Source organism: Streptomyces sp. GQ60 (assembly GCF_059758875.1).
In genome coordinates, this window is the sequence record NZ_JCAXEG010000006.1 from 254576 (window position 1) to 269833 (window position 15258).

Consider the following 15258-nt stretch of genomic DNA (forward strand, 5'->3'; position numbering starts at 1 on the left):
AACGAGATGATAAAAATCAGTCGTCTCGGGACATATGTGAGAAGCCGCCGGGGCGGGCGGCATGAGTTCAGCCGCCCGCCACCTCGCCGTCATCGGGTCAGACTTCCAGCTCCGCCTCGATCTTCTTCAGCTGGTGCCGGGCCATCGCGAGGTTGGCCCGCGTCTTGTCGAGCGCGAGGTAGAGGAAGAGCCCCGCGGAGCCCCGGCTCTTCAGGAGCCGGATCAGGTGGTACTGGCTTCCGAGGGTGATGAGGATGTCCTCGATCTCGTCCTTCAGCCCGAGCATCTCCATCGTGCGGAGCTTGGCCCGCACCACGTCGGTGTTGCCCGCGGCGGCGACCGTGAGGTCGAGGTCCTTCCCGCCGCCGATGGTGCCGAGGGCCATACCGCTGCTGCAGTCGACCAGGGCGACGCCGAGCACGCCGTCGATGCTGGTGGTGGCTTCCTTGAGCGATGTCTCCACGTTGGCCATGGCTGTTCTTCTTTCTCTTCGGTGTCCTGGGCGTTTCGGTCAGGGCGTTTCGGTCGGTGCGTTCCGGTCGGTGCGTTCCGGTCGGTACGGACGTACGTGGTCGAGGGGATCAGGAGCCCTGGGCCGCGCCCGGGCCCGTGCCCGGAGCCGGCCCCGGGCCGCGGCGGCCGAGGCTGTGGTCGATGAGCTCCGCTATGCGCAGGCTGGAGCGGCGCGCCTCCAGGTGGAGCCGGCCGACGTTGACGCGCGGCTCCGCGATCAGGGTCAGTACGGCCGCGTCGCCCGCCGCGTACGTGGCGACGTAACCGTCCTCCCCGCGCACGAGCAGCTCGCGGAAACCGCCCTGACCGGTGCAGTCGCTGAGCCGCTGGGCCACTCCGAGGGCCGCGGCGGTCAGGGCCGCCACGGATTCCGCCTCGGCGGCGGAGCTGTCGTGGGCCAGGACCAGGCCGTCGACGCTCGCGGCGAGGGCACCGCCCAGCTGCGGGACGCGGGCGCGCAGCCGTCGGAGCTCGGCGAGTATCTCGGCCTCGGCTTCGGCGGGCACCGTACTCATGTCGGACCTTCTCCTTTCGGACTGCCGCCGCTCGGAACGGTCGCCGCGCTGGGCGGCTCGCAGCGGGAGCCTCACAGGCTTGCCTCCAGTGCGTCGCGTAACCGGCGCAGCAACGCCACGTCCGGGGACTGCGCCTGCGTCATCCAGTCGGGCAGCGGCGTCTCCGCGGCGGCGGCGGGCGCCGGCGCGTGCGGGGTCTCGACCAGCCCGGCCGCCGCGAGGCGTCGTACGTCGAGCAGGGTGTGGAAGGCCGGCCGGCCCAGCACCCAGGCGAGGTCCGCCGGTGTCCGTACCCCGTCGGCCCGGTCGAGCAGGATCCGCTGGCGGGCGGTGACGGTCTGCCCGGGGGCGGCGGCCCTCGGCACCACCGGGGAGGTGTCCAGCAGCGGGTAGGGCCAGACCGCGTCGAGCAGCTCGCGGCGGCGGCAGGTCTCCCGCTCGACGGCGGCGGCCGGAACGGAGCGGACGGAGCCGATCCAGTGGGTGGCCCCGCGCCGGAAGCGGGAGGGGCCGCTGCCCGGGGAGAGCGCGAAGAAGGCGGCGTCGAAGATCGCGGCGAGATGGCATATCTCCAGCTCGCCGCCCGCGAGCCCGCCGCTGTCGACGAGGAAGCGGGCGACCTGGCGGCGGGCGCCGGCCTGGTTCACGGCGTCGGTCCAGCGCTCGGGGCTGAGGCCCCCGCCGGTGGTGAGCAGGACGTCGAGTCCGGGGGTGGCCGGGCTCTCCGCGTGCACCACGCGGCCGTCCTCCAGGAAGAGGGTGCCGCGCTCGCGGAACAGGGCGCCGGTCGCCCGCTCGGCGGCGAGCCGGGTGAGCAGCGGGGAGACGGCGACTACGGCGGCGGCTGTCATTTCAGCACCAGCTCCTCGGCCAGGGCCCGGAGTCTGTGCCGGGCGAGGGCGAGGTTGCCGTCGGTCCGGTCGAGCCACAGGTGCAGGAACACGCTGCTGTCGAAGCTGGTCTCGACGAAGCGGAGCACGTGGTACCCGGTGCGGGTGGTGACGATCAGGTCCTCCACGGGCGGCCCGGCGTCGTCCTGCGCATCGGCCCCGACCGGGGCGAAGGACTCGTACTCGGCGGCCGCCCGGGCCAGCTCAGCGGTCTCGGCCGCGGTGGTCTCGTGGTCTCCCACCGGTGATTCCCCGGCGGTGCCGAGGGCCAGTCCGCTGCTCCAGTCGACCAGCGCGGCCCCCCTGGCACCAGGCAGGGCCATGGCTTCGAGCAGGCATTCGTCGATCCCGGGCACGCGGGCTCCCCTCCCGGCCGGACCGGGCGTGGTGCACGGTCGTACGGCGCGACAGAAGGGAACTTACTCAACTTCCACAGAGCGGAAGGGCGTTCTGGCATTTTCCGCTGGAACATGCGCGATGGCACGTGACAGCTTGGCCGGAACCCAACCCATTTTGATCATTGCTTTGGATGACGCGCTCCAAACGCCCCCCGCGCCCCCGCCGTCACGAAGCGAGCGGCAGATCGTCCGAGAGCCGGAACGACCCGCCCTCGCGCTGTACGTAGCCCTCGTGGCTGAGGGTGCGCAGCAGGTGGTACACGGTGGGCAACGGGATTCCGGTGAGCCGGGAAAGGCGCTTGGCCGTCGCCCCGCCCTCCGCGTACATCGCTTCCACGAGCCGCAAAGCCCGCTGCACGGAACCGATGAGGGTGGGTGCGGTGGTGGTGGCGCTGGCGCTGTCCGCGCTCTCCGCACTGCGCTTCGGACTGTGTTCGGTGCCCATGAGTGCTCCCCCTGCTCCGGTACGAGGCCTGGCAAACCCATCAAAGTCGCTCACCGGCCGCAAAACCAGCGGACTCGCGTAAACCTGAGCATAAGATCAACTAATGCTGGACCCCTGGAAACTGAAGGTCCTCGTCGCTGTCGCGCGCACGGGCACCATCGCGGGGGCCGCCGTCCGCGCCGACGTTCCGGTCGGAGCGTACGCCTGACCGCAGGACACACCCTCGTCTCCCACGCCACGCGCGTGCTCGCGGAGATCGAGGGCGACGGCCGGTTGCGGGTCGCCGCCTTCGCCTCGGCCGCGGAACCCGGCGTCAGATGCGGGCCGGTGTCCAGCCTTCGATGTGCCAGGGCGCACCGACGGTCAGCGCGTGCGGGGTGCCCGAGACGGTGAGGCAGGCCTCGCGCGGTGTGCCCCGTTCGAAGGTGAGCCGCAGGGAGCCGTTGCCGGTGACCTCGGCCGTGTTGATCCGGCACAGGGCCAGTTCGCCGAGGAGCGCCAGCGGGTGGCCGGGGAGCATGCTGCCCGGGCTGGCGGAGACCCGGACGTCGCCGTCGGCTGCGATGCCGACCCGGACCGAGCCGAAGAGCGGCTGCTCCAGCCGCCAGGGGGCGTCGATGACGATGCGGGCCTCCGCGTCCGTCAGCTCGTCGTGGACGGTGAGGAAGGGCGAGGCCCGGCGGCGCTCGCCCGTCTCCAGGACGAGGGCGCCCTCGATGTCGACGGGCAGCGGGGCCTCCCCGCCGGCGGGGAACGGACCGCTGTCCACCCGCAGGCACACCGGGTCCAGGCAGTCGGGCACCGGATCCACCACGGGCCCCGCCAGCGGGGGCCGGTCGGTCACCTCGCCCCACAGCGCGGGGACGGCGTGGCGCAGCACCACGTCCGTGACCTCGTCCGCTGCGCGGGCGGCGGTGTGCTCGTCGGTGATGCTCCACCAGTGGTCGTGCGGATGGCCCAGGAGGCGTCCGATCCTGGCGTGCCAGCCGACGGGGCCGACGCGGTTGGCGCTGAGCCGGGTCCCGAGGGCCGGCCGCAGCCGCCGCAGGGCCTCGTGTTCCTCGTACGGGACCGCGCGCAGGTTCACGGTGAACCGGCACTCGGCGGCCCCGGACGAAGCGCTCCGCTGGAAGCCGAGCAGCGCGTGGTCGGGTTCGGCGGCGCGGAGCCGGTACTCCAGCCCCGTTCCGGTGAAACCCGCGTCGCGCAGGGCCGGGGCGATCCGCTCGCGCAGCGTCTGGTGGAACAAGTCGGTCGCGTTCACCCCCGTAGTGTCACAAGACGCAGCCTCCCCGACCAAAACCGTCCATCCTCGGGCGGCCGCGGAGGCCGACCCGGGCCCCTCTATCCTGCGCGGACCGCGGATCACAGCAGGTCGGCGGCTGGGAGGGGATCAGCGGACATGGAATCTTTCGGGGAGGGCATCGCGACAGCGGGTGCACCGCAGACGCGGCTGTGCCCGCAGTGCGGGGCTGAGGTCACCGGGCACGCGCGGTACGTGAACTGGTGCGCGGCCTGTGACTGGAACGTGGACCCGGGGGCCCCGGATCCGGACCGGGGGCGCCTGGCGCAGGTCCGGCGGCGCCTGGCCCGGCGTCATGGGGAGCAGTTGGCGGAGGAGATCGGACGGAACGGCATCGGGGCCGCAGGGGCCGGGCCGGACGGCTCGACCGTCCTGGCCTTCGGGCTCGCCCTGCTGGTGCACGGGGTCACCGCGGGCCTGTTCCTGGCCGCGGCCGTGCTGATCATCGGCGGGTGGCACACCGGCATCCAGCCGGTGCTCGGCGTCGTTCTCCTCGTAGCCGTGGCGGTGCTGCTGCCCCGGCCGGGCCGGCTCCCGAAGGGGCCGCCGGTGCTGTACCGGGCGGATGCCCCCGCGCTCTTCGGGCTGATCGACGAGGTGGGGGCGGCGGTCGGGACGACGGGGGTGCACGTGGTGGTGGTGGGCGCCTCCGCCAATGCCGGGGTCCGCACCTACGGATATCGCGGCCGCCGCGTGATGGTCCTGGGCCTCGGACTGTGGGAGATCCTGACGCCGCAGGAGCGCGTGGCACTGCTGGGACACGAGCTCGGGCACTTCGCGAACGGAGACGTCCGCTCCTCGTTCCTGATGCACGGGGCCCTGCGGTCCCTGGTCGAATGGCACTCAGTCCTGAGCCCGGTGGACCACGGCAACCTCATGGACTGGTTCGTCAATTCCCTGACGTTCCTGCCTCGCTGGGCGGTCTACGGGCTGATCCACCTGCTCGACGGACTGACCCTGCGGGCTTCGCAGCGTGCGGAGTACCTGGCCGACACGGGCGCGGCCCGTGCCGGTTCCGATGCGGCGGCCGTCACGCTGCTGGACCGGCTGCTGGTCTGCGACGGCGTCGAGGCACACCTGCGCCGCGAGTCGATGACGGCGGCCCGGGCCGGCGGTGGGTCCGGGGGCCGCGAGGTGCGCGAGGCCGCCGAGCGGGAGCTGTGGGAACGGCTGGCCGTGCGGATCGGCTCCGTCCCCGAGAGCGAGTACGAGCGGCTGCGCCGGGTCTCGGCCCGGCGCGGGCACAGCGTCGACGACACGCACCCGCCGACCCACCTGCGCCGGCGACGCCTGGCCTCGGCCGACCCGCAGTCCGCCCTGGTCGTCTGCGACGGCCCCCGGGCGCAGGCGGTCGCCGCCGAACTGGCTCCGGCCCGCGCCGCGCTGGCCCGCCGGGTGATCCGGGACTACGCCTGATCCTGGACCGCTCCGCCGAAGACCCCTACTGCGTGCAGGTCACGAAGGCCGGGAGCGGGGCCTCCTCCACGAGGCGGCGGGGCAGGGACAGCCCGAAGCGGTGCTCCAGTACGGCGAGGGTGAGGCGGTCGCGCTCCTCGTACGGTTCGTCCTCGGGGCGGGCGGAGCAGCCGTCCGGGGTGAGGATCTTGGCCTCGACCAGCTCCGGCAGGAGGAAGTCTGGCCGGTGGCCGCCGCGCCAGTGCTCCTCGCCGATGCCGAAGCAGCAGACCAGCTCGCCGTCCCGGGCGTACGCGAACTGCTTGGGCGGGTGATCGGGCTGCGGGTCGAGGTACACGGCCTCGGCCCCGGAGCGGGAGACCTCGGTGAGGCGGTGCGCCCCGGCGGGCACCCCGTGTTCCACGGCGAAGGACCAGCCGCCCCAGCTCCCGACGCGGGCCACCCCGTCGCCGTCCACGGTCTCGGTGACCATGCTCCAGGCGTCGATGGCCCCGAGCCGCCCGGGGTGCAGGTCCGGCAGGGCGCCGAGCCGGGCGGCCAGCTCCTCGGGGCCGATGCCCCGGGCGAAGGTGAGGCCGACGTACCAGGCGCTCCAGTCCGCGAGCCACTGGATGCCGCCGTCGCGACCGATGTCGCCGTCGCGGCCGCCGTCCGCCGCGCCCTGCCCGGTGATGTCCGCCATTGCCACGGTCCCTCCCGCGATCCCCGCGATCCCCGCGATGCGAGCCGGTCCTTCCGGTGCCACCGGTCCTGCCGGAACCGGCCCTACCGGCACGATAGTCAGTCGGCGGGGCGCTTCGGGAGGAGGCGCTCGACCATCGTGTCGATGAGCCCCTCCACCGGGTGGGGGTCCAGCAGTCCGGGCACGGTCAGGTCGTCCACGATCAGCCCGAGCATGGCCAGGTAGATCAGGACCACGCCCTGCCGGTCCCCCGGCAGCCCTGCCTCCAGGTGCCAGGCGATGTTCGCCTCCAGTTCGGCACCCTGGAACCCGGCCAGCGCCTCCTGGAGTTCGGGGCGCCGGGTGGCCTCCAGGCGCAGTTCCAGCATCGCGGTGTGGACGCTGCGCTCGCGGCGCATGCGCTCGAGGAGCCGGCGCAGCAGCACCTTCGTGTCGAACGGGCCCGTCAGGTCCGCCGGGTCGGGGGTCAGCCGCTCGCGGGTGCGGTGCAGGATCTGCACGAGGAGCTGGGCGCGGTTGGCGAAGTAGTTGGAGGAGGTGCCGGTCGGAACCCCGGCCTCCGTGTCCACCGCGCGCAGGGTCAGCCCCCGTGAGCCCTCACGGGCGAGGACTTCGATGGCGGCGTCGAGCAGCGCGGCGCGGCGCTCCGGGTTCTGGCGCATGGGTGGGTCCCTGACCGTGTGGACGCGGCCGCCGGTATGACCGCCGCATATGCACTGCGCGTGCAGTGCTTCGGACACGCTAGCGGACACCGCCTCGTCGCGGCCCTCCCCAGCGCCCCCTCCCTCGTGCCACCCTGCCCGTCATGGAGCGGATCATCGGGGAGATACGCGAGGACCTGGACCGCCGGATCGCCGTGGCCGCCGAGCGGTTCGCCGACCGGTCGCCGGGCGAGGAACCGGCCTGTGCCGTCTACGTCGCCCTGCTCGGCCGGGCCGCCCTGCGCGAGCGGGTCCACCAGCTGCTCCGCCAGGCCGTCGAGGGGCTGGTCCGCGAGGCCCGCGGCCTGCCGCCCGAGCTGGGCGAGGCCCGCGCCGACGGCGAGCTCCGCGCCCGGCAGGGCCTTCCGCTCGACTCCCTGCTGCGGGTCTACCGGCTCGCCGGCCGGCTGCTGTGGCAGGTGCTGACCGAGGCCGTCGCCGCACACGACCGGGCGGCGCTGCCCCGGCTGCTGCCCGGGGCGCCCGCAGTGTGGGACGCGGTCGACCGGATGGCGGACGCGGCGGCCGAGGCCCACCGCCGGACCGAGGCCCTGAGCGGCGACCGCGAGCGGGAGTTGCGCGGGGCCCTGCTCGACGCCCTGTTCGAGGGCGGCGGTCCGGCGGGCCGGTACGCCGAGTCCGCGCGGCGCCTCGGCCTGCCGGAGCGGGGCCGGTTCGCCGTGGTGGTCCTCGACGCCGGGGACGGCGCGCGGGCGACCCCGGACGGCGGCGCCCCGCGCGTGCTGTGGCGGATCCGGGCCGACGGGCAGACCGGCCTCGTGGAGCTGGGCCGGCTGCCGCTCGCCTCCGTGACCGACCTGCTCGCGCCCCTCGGCTTACGCGCCGGGGTGAGCCCGGTGGTGGAGACACCGGGCGAGCTGGCCGGGGCCCGCCGGCTGGCGCTCCTCGCGCTGCGCGCCGCTCCCGGGGCCGACGGTCCGCACACCGCCCTGCTGGACGAGCGGCTTCCGGCGGCGCTGGTCGCGGCCGAGCCCGAACTCGCGGCCCGGCTGCGTCAGGTGGTGCTGGGTCCGGTCCTGGCGCTGGCCCCGGAGGACCGCAGGGTGCTGCTGACCACCCTGGGCACGTGGCTGGTCTGCCGGGGATCGACCACGTACGCCGCGCAGCGGCTGTACTGCCACCGCAACACGGTCTCGAACCGGCTGCGCCGCCTCGAGCAGCTCACCGGCCGCTCGCTGTCCGATCCCGCGCACGTCGTGGAGCTGGCGCTGGCCCACACGGCGGTCACTCAGCGCCCGGCCGGGTCCCCGCCTGCTCCTGGCGGTCCCCCCGCCCCGGATCCCCCTCGTCCACCGGCTTCGCGGATTCCAGCAGGAACGGCACGTCGATCACCGCGACCCCGGGCGTGAACAGCAGGCGGGCCTTGAGGCGCAGTGCGTTCTGGTTGTGCAGGGGCTGTTCCCACCAGTGCCCGACCACGTACTCGGGGATGACCACGGAGAGCATGTCCGTGCCCTCGGCGGCCGCCTGCTCCTGTACGTAGGCCAGCACGGGCCCGATCACCTCGCGGTACGGGGAGTGCAGCACCTTGAGCGGGATGCCGGGGTCGTGCTCCGCCCAGGCCTCGCGCAGCCGGTTCGCGTCCTCCTCGTCGGCGGCCACCGAGAGGGCCGTCAGGGTGTCGGGGCGCAGCCCCATCGCGAAACCGAGGGCCTTGAGGGTCGGCGCGTGGACGGCGGCGACGAGGACGACGACGTGGTGGCGGGAGGGCTTGCGGGGTTTGACCCCGGGGGCGACGGCGACTTCCCGGGCCACGGTGTCGTAGTGGCGGCGCACGCCCTTCATTCCGAGGAAGAGCAGCGGCATGGCGATGACGACGAGCCAGGCGCCGTGGGTGAACTTGGTGATCAGGACGATGACGAGGACCACGGAGGTCATGACCGCGCCGACCGCGTTGATGGCGAGCCGGCGGTGGATGTGGATCCGCTCCTCCTTGCGGGTCCCCGGGGAGGCGAGCTCCTGCTGCCAGTGCTTGACCATGCCGGCCTGGGAGAGGGTGAAGGAGACGAAGACGCCGATGATGTAGAGCTGGATGAGGCGGGTCAGCTCGGCGTCGAAGGCGATGATCAGCGCGATGGCGGCGAGCGCCAGCAGGACGACGCCGTTGGAGTAGACGAGCCGGTCGCCGCGGTTGAAGAGCTGGCGCGGCACGTACCGGTCCTTGGCCAGGATCGAGGCGAGCATCGGGAAGCCGTTGAAGGCGGTGTTCGCCGCGAGGATCAGGACGCCGGCCGTGACGGCCTGGAGCAGGTAGAAGAGGACGTGCCAGTCGCCGAAGGTGGCTCGGCCGATCTGCGCGAGCGCGGTGGACATCGGAGTTCCGGGGGCCAGGCCCAGCTCGGTCGGGTCCGCCGCGACGTGCACCTCGTAGCTCATGGCGAGGAAGGTGATCCCGGCGAACATGGTGACGGCGAGCGCGCCCATGGCGGCGAGGGTGGTCGCGGCGTTCTTGCTCTTCGGCTTCTGGAAGGCGGGGACGCCGTTGCTGATGGCCTCGACGCCCGTGAGCGCCGTACAGCCGGAGGCGAAGGCCCGCAGCGCGAGGAGGAGCACCGCGAGGCCGGCGTAGTTGCCCTCGGCGGTGATCGGCAGTTCGGCGGATTCGGCGCGGATCGTGTCGCCGGTCGCGAGCCGGTAGGCGGCCACCGCGAACATCAGGTAGATGACGAGGACGAAGCCGTAGGTGGGGACGGCGAAGACCCGGCCCGATTCCCGTACCCCGCGCAGGTTCATGAGGGTCAGCAGCACCACGAAGGCCACCGACAGCGGGACTTCGTGGTCGGAGAGCGAGGGGATCGCGGAGGTGATGGCGGAGACGCCGGAGACCACGGAGACGGCGACCGTCATGACGTAGTCGACGAGCAGGGCGCTCGCGGCGGTGAGGGCGGCGGTCGGGCCGAGGTTCTTGGAGCTGACGATGTAGGCGCCGCCGCCGCCCGGGTAGGCGTAGCAGGTCTGGCGGTAGGAGGCGACTACGACCACGAGCAGGAACACGATGGCGGCGGCCGCGTACCAGGCGAGGTGGAGCAGCGCGACCCCGCCGAGGGCGAGGATCAGCAGGATCTCCTCGGTGGCGTAGGCCACGGAGGAGAGCGGGTCGCTGCAGAAGATCGGAAGGGCGAGCCGTTTGGGGAGCAGGGTTTCGCCCAGGCGCGCGGTGTCGAGCGGTTCGCCGACCAGCACACGTTTCGCATTGATACGCCTCATTCAGGCATGATCAGCCAAAACGGTGGTGATTCGTCCCATATAACCCTTGTGTCATGGGGTGAAGCGCCTACATCTTCGCCGCCGCGCTGCGGATCGCCTCCCGGATGCGGAAGTACGTGCCGCAGCGGCAGATGTTGGCGATCGCGTCGATGTCCTCGTCCGTGGGCGTGCTCGTCCGCTTGAGCAGGGCGACGGCGGCCATGATCTGGCCGGGCTGGCAGAAGCCGCACTGGGCGACGTCCTGTTCGAGCCAGGCCTCCTGGACCGGGTGCAGGTCCTCGCCGTCGGCCAGCCCTTCGATCGTGGTCACCGACTTACCCGCGCACGCGGAGACCGGCACCACGCACGGGCGCACGTCCACCCCGTCGAGGTGGCTGGTACAGGCCTTGCAGACGTCCACCCCGCAGCCGTATTTCGGGCCGCGCACGCCCAGCATGTCGCGGAGCACCCACAGCAGGGGCAGATCGTCGGGCGCGTCCACGGTGACGCTCTGCCCGTTGACGGTGAAGGTGTGCGAGGGCACGGCTCGGCTCCTGGAGACGGACTAGCGCGGGTACGGGGTGAAGTCGACGTCGAAGTCGAGGGGGAAGCTGCGCGGCTTGGTGCCGGTGGCCCGGGCGTAGGCGTTGGCGATCGCGCCCACGGCGGCGGGCAGGCCCAGCTCGCCGGCCCCGCCTGGCTCGGTTCCGGTCGCCGGGAGCACGAAGACGCGTACGTCCTTGGGGGTGTCGCGCTGCTGCGCCCAGTGGAACTGGCTGTAACTGCCTTCCAGCGGAAGCCCCTTGTCCAGGTGCAGGCCGGCCTTGAGCGTGGTGGAGATCGCGTCGGTCAGGCCGCCGATCATCTGGGCCTCCAGACCGCGCGGGTTGACGGGCAGGCCGACGTCGACGGCGATGACCGCCTTCGTGACGCGGACGTGTTCCGGGTTCCTGGTGTCGATCTCGACCAGGCAGGCCGTCCGGGACTTGTACTCCTCGTGGAAGGCGATGCCCTGCGCGCACCCGGCCGGCATGGCCCGGCCCCAGCCCCCTTCGGCGGCCGCCTTGTCGAGCACGGCGCGCTGGGCGGCCGTCTTCAGGAAGGTCCGGCGGAACTGGTACGGGTCCCGGCCCGTCGCGGCGGCCAGCTCGTCGACCACGATCTCCTCGGCCCCCCGGGTGTTCGCCGAGTACACCGAACGCCAGGACCCGGTGGGCACCCCGGTCGGAACCTCGGTGAGCGCCTGCGTGGTGAGCCCGAAATGGTACGGGGACTTGATCGTGGTGAGGAACAGGGTCTGGGCGAGGGTGGCGTTGCCGATGCCGAGCGGGAGGCTGGCGGCGGTGGCGGTGATGATCTCGCCGAGTCCGTGCCGGAAGTCGGTCTCCGCGGCGGCGACCCGGTGTTCGAAGCTGAGCACCTCGCCCAGCAGGTGCGTGGCCCGGATCTTGTGGTGGGTGGCCGGGCGCATCCGGCCGTGCCGGGTGTCGTCGACCCGGGTCCACATCAGCCGGACGGGGCGGCGGCAGGCCTTGGAGATCCGGGCCGCCTCCAGGGCGGCGTCGAAGAACAGCCGCCGGCCGAACGGCCCGCCGGCCTGCACCACGTGGACGATGACCTTGTCGAGGGGCAGGCCGAGGTCGGCGGCGATCGTTTCGCGGGCGACGATCGGCGATTTGAGCCCGGACCAGATCTCGGCGCGGTCCTCGCGCACGTCGGCGACGGCCGAGTTGGTCTCCATCGGCGCGTGGCTGACGAAGGCGAAGTCGAACTCGGCGTCCACGTGCGGGGTGAGCAGCGGCGGCACGAGCAGCGGCGGGGTGGCGGCGCGCAGCTTCGTACGGACCGCCGCGTCCGAGAGCTGGTCGGCCGGGCCCGGGCCCCAGGTGACCTGGAGGGCGGCTTTGGCGTCGAGGGCCTGGCCGAAGGTTTCGGCGACGACGGCGACCCCGGTGGCGACGGTGACCACGTGCAGGACGCCGGGCATGGCCCGGACCGCGTCGAGGTTGGCCACGGAGCGGACGCTGCCGCCGAGGGTGGGCGGGCGGCGCACCACGCAGGGCTTGGCCCCGGGCACGTCCAGGTCGAGGGTGTAGCGCAGGGCGCCGGTGACCATGGCGCGGGCGTCGATCCGGCTGGTGGGCTTGCCGACCAGGGCGTGCTTCGCCGCCGGCTTGGGGCTGGCGCCCAGGACGATCAGGGCGGGGTCGGCGGCGGCCGCGGCGAGGGAGCCGTAGGGCGCGGTGCGGCCGTCGGGGGCGCGGACGGCGCCGCCCGCCGTGGTCAGCGTGGACGCCGGGAGGCTCCAGCGCACGGCGGCGGCCGCGACCAGGCGGGCGCGGGCGGTGGCGGCGCACTGGCGGACGGGGCCGTAGAGGGAGCGGACGGAGTTGGAGGAGCCGGTCAGCTGGTTGAAGAGCAGCTCGGGGCGCGCGTCGTCCAGTTCGACGCGTACGGCGGCCAGCGGGGCGTCCAGTTCCTCTGCGACGAGCATCGCCACGGCGGTGGTGAGGCCCTGGCCGACCTCCTCGCGCGGCAGCCGGAACCGGATGGTTCCGTCCGCCTCGACGACGAGCGCGAGCAGGGCCGAGGTGGGGGCGCCGGCCAGGATGAACAGGTCGCCCAGGTCCACCAGGTCGGCGATGGCGGGCAGGGTCGGGATCACCGCGTGCGCGGGCTGCGGGGCGAGGAGGTCGGCGCCCGCCCGCGTGACGAGGGCCAGGGTCGGAGCGGCGACGAGATACGTGAGGAACGACCGCCGGCTCTGCCCGTCGGTCGGCGCATGGCTCTGCCCGGTCATGTCGTTGTGTCCCCACCCTGCGCGCGGCCCGCCTCAGCGAGCCTCCCCGGCTCATTACCGGCACGTAGAGTAGCGACCAGGGGGTGCGGGGGGAAGTCCGGACCAACCGCCGGGCGGAATATCGGACATACCGTCGGCGGGGGCGGAGAGCGGGACGGACGGCGGCGGCCGGAGCGCGGGGTCCTTCGTTAGGGGGGTGCCTGCCCGTTCGTGTTGATCCGGTCCTGCGTTGTCTTTCGTCAGTACAGCGGGGGGAACGCCTCGTACACCTCGGCCGTACGATCGATCACCCCCGTCCGGAAGGCCGGTTTCCGGCCGCGGGCGGACGATGGGTAGAGCACGGCATTGCCACACCGAGCAGATGGAGGAGGTGCGCGGCAGTGACGAAGTACATGGACGTCCACTACGGCATGAACGGCATCACGGCGGAACAGCTGAAGGCCGCCCACAACGCAGACCTGGCCATCGAGAAGGAGGAGCGCGTGCATTTCGAGCGGGCCTGGGCCGACCCCGCGTCCGGCACGGTCTACTGCCTCTCCGAGGCGCCGTCGGCGGAGGCGGTCCAGCGCATCCACGAGCGCGCGGGGCACCCCGCCAGTGAGATCCACCCGGTACCGCTCACCGTGTGACGACCCGGGAACGGCAAGGGCCGGCGTGGTTTCCGCGCCGGCCCTTCGGCGCGCGCTGACCGGATTCGTTCGCACACTCCGGGAGGGCCGGAAGGCCTCGGGCATATGCCTCGTGCAAGTCCGACTCAGATGTTGCCAAACGCCTTACAGGCCGTCGCCGGCTGTGCAACAGTCGTAACGGCCCTTCCTTCAGAACCGGTCCCTCCTCAGACTTGGCCGTGCCGCGCCTGTATCGGAGTTCAGATGCCGTCCCACCTGTACGCGGACCGCCCCGCGCAACCCCCCGAGCCCGGGTCGGTGGACGCGCTGATCTCGCAGACCCGACAGCTCCGGGGAGAGGTAGACGCGGTCCGCCGCGACACCGTCGTCGACGACGACGACGCGCAGGGCCGCTGGCAGCGCGCACTGTGCGATCTCGCCGTCCACCACCTCGACGACCTCCGCGCGCACCTCGGCCAGCTCAAAGAGGGACTGCCGCCCACCGCGGCCGAGTCCGCCGCGCTGCCGCAGGCCGCCCCCGAGACGGGGGCCGAGGCCCAGCAGACCAGGGTCGGCAGTGCCGAGTGGAACCTGCTGACCGATGAGGTCAGTTGGTCCGACGAACTCTTCCAGATCTTCGGCCGCTCTCCCGAGGCGGGCGCGCTGCCCCTCGACGAACTGGGATCCACCCTGTTCGCCGAGGACCAGCCGCTACTGACCGCGATGGTGACGGCCTGTCTGGTGGACGGCAAACCGATCGACGGCGAGTTCCGCATCGTCCGGGCCGACGGCCGGGTCCGGACGCTGCACATGAGGGGCGAGCCGGTACTCGACTCCGACGGCTGCACGGCCTCCATGTGGGCCGTGCTGCGGGACGTGAGTGACCTGCGACGGAGCCAGCGGGCGGTGCGCGAGTCCCGGGACTCGCTGCAACGCCGGCAGGAGATCGCGCAGACCGAGCGCCGGCTGGCGGTCGAGCTGCAGGAAGCCGTGCTCCCCCCGTGGCGCGGCTCCCTGCGGTTCCCGCACGACCACACCAGGGCGCTGGACGTCGCGGCGCACTACCTGCCCTCAGCGACCAGCGCGCTCATCGGCGGCGACTGGTACGACGCGCTCGAACTCCCCGGCGGCGACTCGATGCTGACGGTGGGTGACCTCACCGGGCACGGGGTGACCGCGACCTCCGGCATGGCGATGATGCTCGGCGCCCTGCGCGGGATGGCCATGGCCGGCATCGAGCCGGGCCCGCTGATGGGCTGGCTGAACCAGCTCCTGGAGACCTCCGTCCAGCCCGCGCTGGGATCCGCGGTGTGCTGCCGCTACGATCCCGCGCGCCGGGTGCTGTCCTGGGCCCAGGCCGGGCACCCCGCCCCGCTGCTCTTCCGGCGCGGCCAGGGCCGTTCGCTGCTGCCGCCCGAGGGCGTCCTGCTGGGAGCGACCTCCGGAGCCTCGTACGGCCAAGCCGAGGAGCGGCTGGAGGTGGGCGACGTGCTCGTCCTGCACACCGACGGATTGACCCCGCGCAGCATCGAGTTCAGCAAGGCCGACGGGACCGAACGGCTCCTGGCACTGGCACCGCACTTCTCCGCCGCGCGGTCCGCGCAGGACTGTGTGCGCCTGGTGATCGGGGAGTTCGGCGAGGGCGAGCGCGAGGACGACGCCTGCGTGCTGGTCGCCCGGATCGGCTCGTAGCGCGCGAGGGGGGTTCGAGGGGTCAGGGCCGCGCCGGAAGGCGCGGCCTTGCTCGTCCGCAGGCCCGGAGCGGCGCCACCGGTCTCAG

The 15258-nt window shown here is 72.9% G+C and carries 13 protein-coding genes and 2 pseudogenes; 4 read left to right on the plus strand and 11 right to left on the minus strand.

The features are described 5' to 3' along the window. Positions 1 to 97: 97 nt before the first annotated feature. The 6 genes and pseudogenes from AC6CKD_RS17535 to AC6CKD_RS17560 form a co-directional block, all read right to left on the minus strand. On the minus strand, positions 98 to 472 hold the full coding sequence (locus AC6CKD_RS17535; RefSeq protein ID WP_498328393.1) for a hypothetical protein: 375 nt from the start codon (positions 470 to 472) through the stop codon (positions 98 to 100). Positions 473 to 581: 109 nt separating this feature from the next. Continuing rightward, a complete protein-coding gene (locus AC6CKD_RS17540) occupies positions 582 to 1028 on the minus strand; it encodes a roadblock/LC7 domain-containing protein (protein ID WP_498328394.1) in 447 nt (148 codons plus the stop codon). A 71-nt stretch (positions 1029 to 1099) separates the two neighbouring features. Beyond that, on the minus strand, positions 1100 to 1879 hold the full coding sequence (locus tag AC6CKD_RS17545) for a transcriptional regulator (protein WP_498328395.1): 780 nt from the start codon (positions 1877 to 1879) through the stop codon (positions 1100 to 1102). Beyond that, the gene (locus AC6CKD_RS17550) at positions 1876 to 2274 is read right to left on the minus strand and encodes a hypothetical protein (protein ID WP_498328396.1); all 399 of its coding nucleotides are present in this window, start codon (positions 2272 to 2274) and stop codon (positions 1876 to 1878) included. The genes AC6CKD_RS17545 and AC6CKD_RS17550 overlap by 4 nt, the downstream gene beginning before the upstream one ends. Positions 2275 to 2515: 241 nt before the next feature. Next, positions 2516 to 2761, minus strand: a pseudogene (locus AC6CKD_RS17555) (helix-turn-helix domain-containing protein); the annotation flags it as partial. A 313-nt stretch (positions 2762 to 3074) separates the two neighbouring features. Then, positions 3075 to 4025 (minus strand): DUF4304 domain-containing protein, encoded by a 951-nt coding sequence (locus tag AC6CKD_RS17560; protein ID WP_498328397.1) that lies wholly within the window; start codon positions 4023 to 4025, stop codon positions 3075 to 3077. Between the two features lie 138 nt (positions 4026 to 4163). Between AC6CKD_RS17560 and AC6CKD_RS17565 the strand changes: the two genes are divergently transcribed. Further along, complete coding sequence (locus tag AC6CKD_RS17565; protein ID WP_498328398.1) at positions 4164 to 5480, plus strand: M48 family metallopeptidase; 1317 nt, start codon at positions 4164 to 4166, stop codon at positions 5478 to 5480. Positions 5481 to 5505: 25 nt separating this feature from the next. On the opposite strand, the gene AC6CKD_RS17570 is transcribed toward AC6CKD_RS17565, so the two are convergent. Together AC6CKD_RS17570 and AC6CKD_RS17575 are read right to left on the minus strand one after the other, a co-directional pair. Then, positions 5506 to 6162 carry a DUF6461 domain-containing protein gene (locus tag AC6CKD_RS17570; RefSeq protein ID WP_498328399.1) on the minus strand — a complete coding sequence of 219 codons (657 nt, stop codon included), beginning with the start codon at positions 6160 to 6162 and terminating at the stop codon, positions 5506 to 5508. Between the two features lie 98 nt (positions 6163 to 6260). Then, positions 6261 to 6824, minus strand: coding sequence for a TetR/AcrR family transcriptional regulator (locus AC6CKD_RS17575; RefSeq protein ID WP_498328400.1), 564 nt, complete (start codon positions 6822 to 6824; stop codon positions 6261 to 6263). A gap of 143 nt (positions 6825 to 6967) precedes the next feature. On the opposite strand from AC6CKD_RS17575, the pseudogene AC6CKD_RS17580 reads away from it, so the two are divergent. Beyond that, positions 6968 to 8086, plus strand: a pseudogene (locus AC6CKD_RS17580) (RsbRD N-terminal domain-containing protein); the annotation flags it as partial. 22 nt (positions 8087 to 8108) lie between these two features. Here AC6CKD_RS17580 and AC6CKD_RS17585 read toward each other — a convergent pair. The 3 genes from AC6CKD_RS17585 to AC6CKD_RS17595 form a co-directional block, all read right to left on the minus strand. Then, positions 8109 to 10091 (minus strand): APC family permease, encoded by a 1983-nt coding sequence (locus AC6CKD_RS17585; RefSeq protein WP_498328401.1) that lies wholly within the window; start codon positions 10089 to 10091, stop codon positions 8109 to 8111. 67 nt (positions 10092 to 10158) lie between these two features. After that, positions 10159 to 10614: a (2Fe-2S)-binding protein gene (locus tag AC6CKD_RS17590; RefSeq protein ID WP_498328402.1), complete on the minus strand. Its 456-nt coding sequence runs from the start codon at positions 10612 to 10614 to the stop codon at positions 10159 to 10161. 21 nt (positions 10615 to 10635) lie between these two features. Next, positions 10636 to 12870: a xanthine dehydrogenase family protein molybdopterin-binding subunit gene (locus tag AC6CKD_RS17595; protein WP_498328403.1), complete on the minus strand. Its 2235-nt coding sequence runs from the start codon at positions 12868 to 12870 to the stop codon at positions 10636 to 10638. Between the two features lie 380 nt (positions 12871 to 13250). On the opposite strand from AC6CKD_RS17595, the gene AC6CKD_RS17600 reads away from it, so the two are divergent. Beyond that, positions 13251 to 13499: an SCO4226 family nickel-binding protein gene (locus tag AC6CKD_RS17600; RefSeq protein WP_478686104.1), complete on the plus strand. Its 249-nt coding sequence runs from the start codon at positions 13251 to 13253 to the stop codon at positions 13497 to 13499. A gap of 243 nt (positions 13500 to 13742) precedes the next feature. Beyond that, positions 13743 to 15170 (plus strand): PP2C family protein-serine/threonine phosphatase, encoded by a 1428-nt coding sequence (locus AC6CKD_RS17605; RefSeq protein WP_498328404.1) that lies wholly within the window; start codon positions 13743 to 13745, stop codon positions 15168 to 15170. Positions 15171 to 15258: the final 88 nt, after the last annotated feature.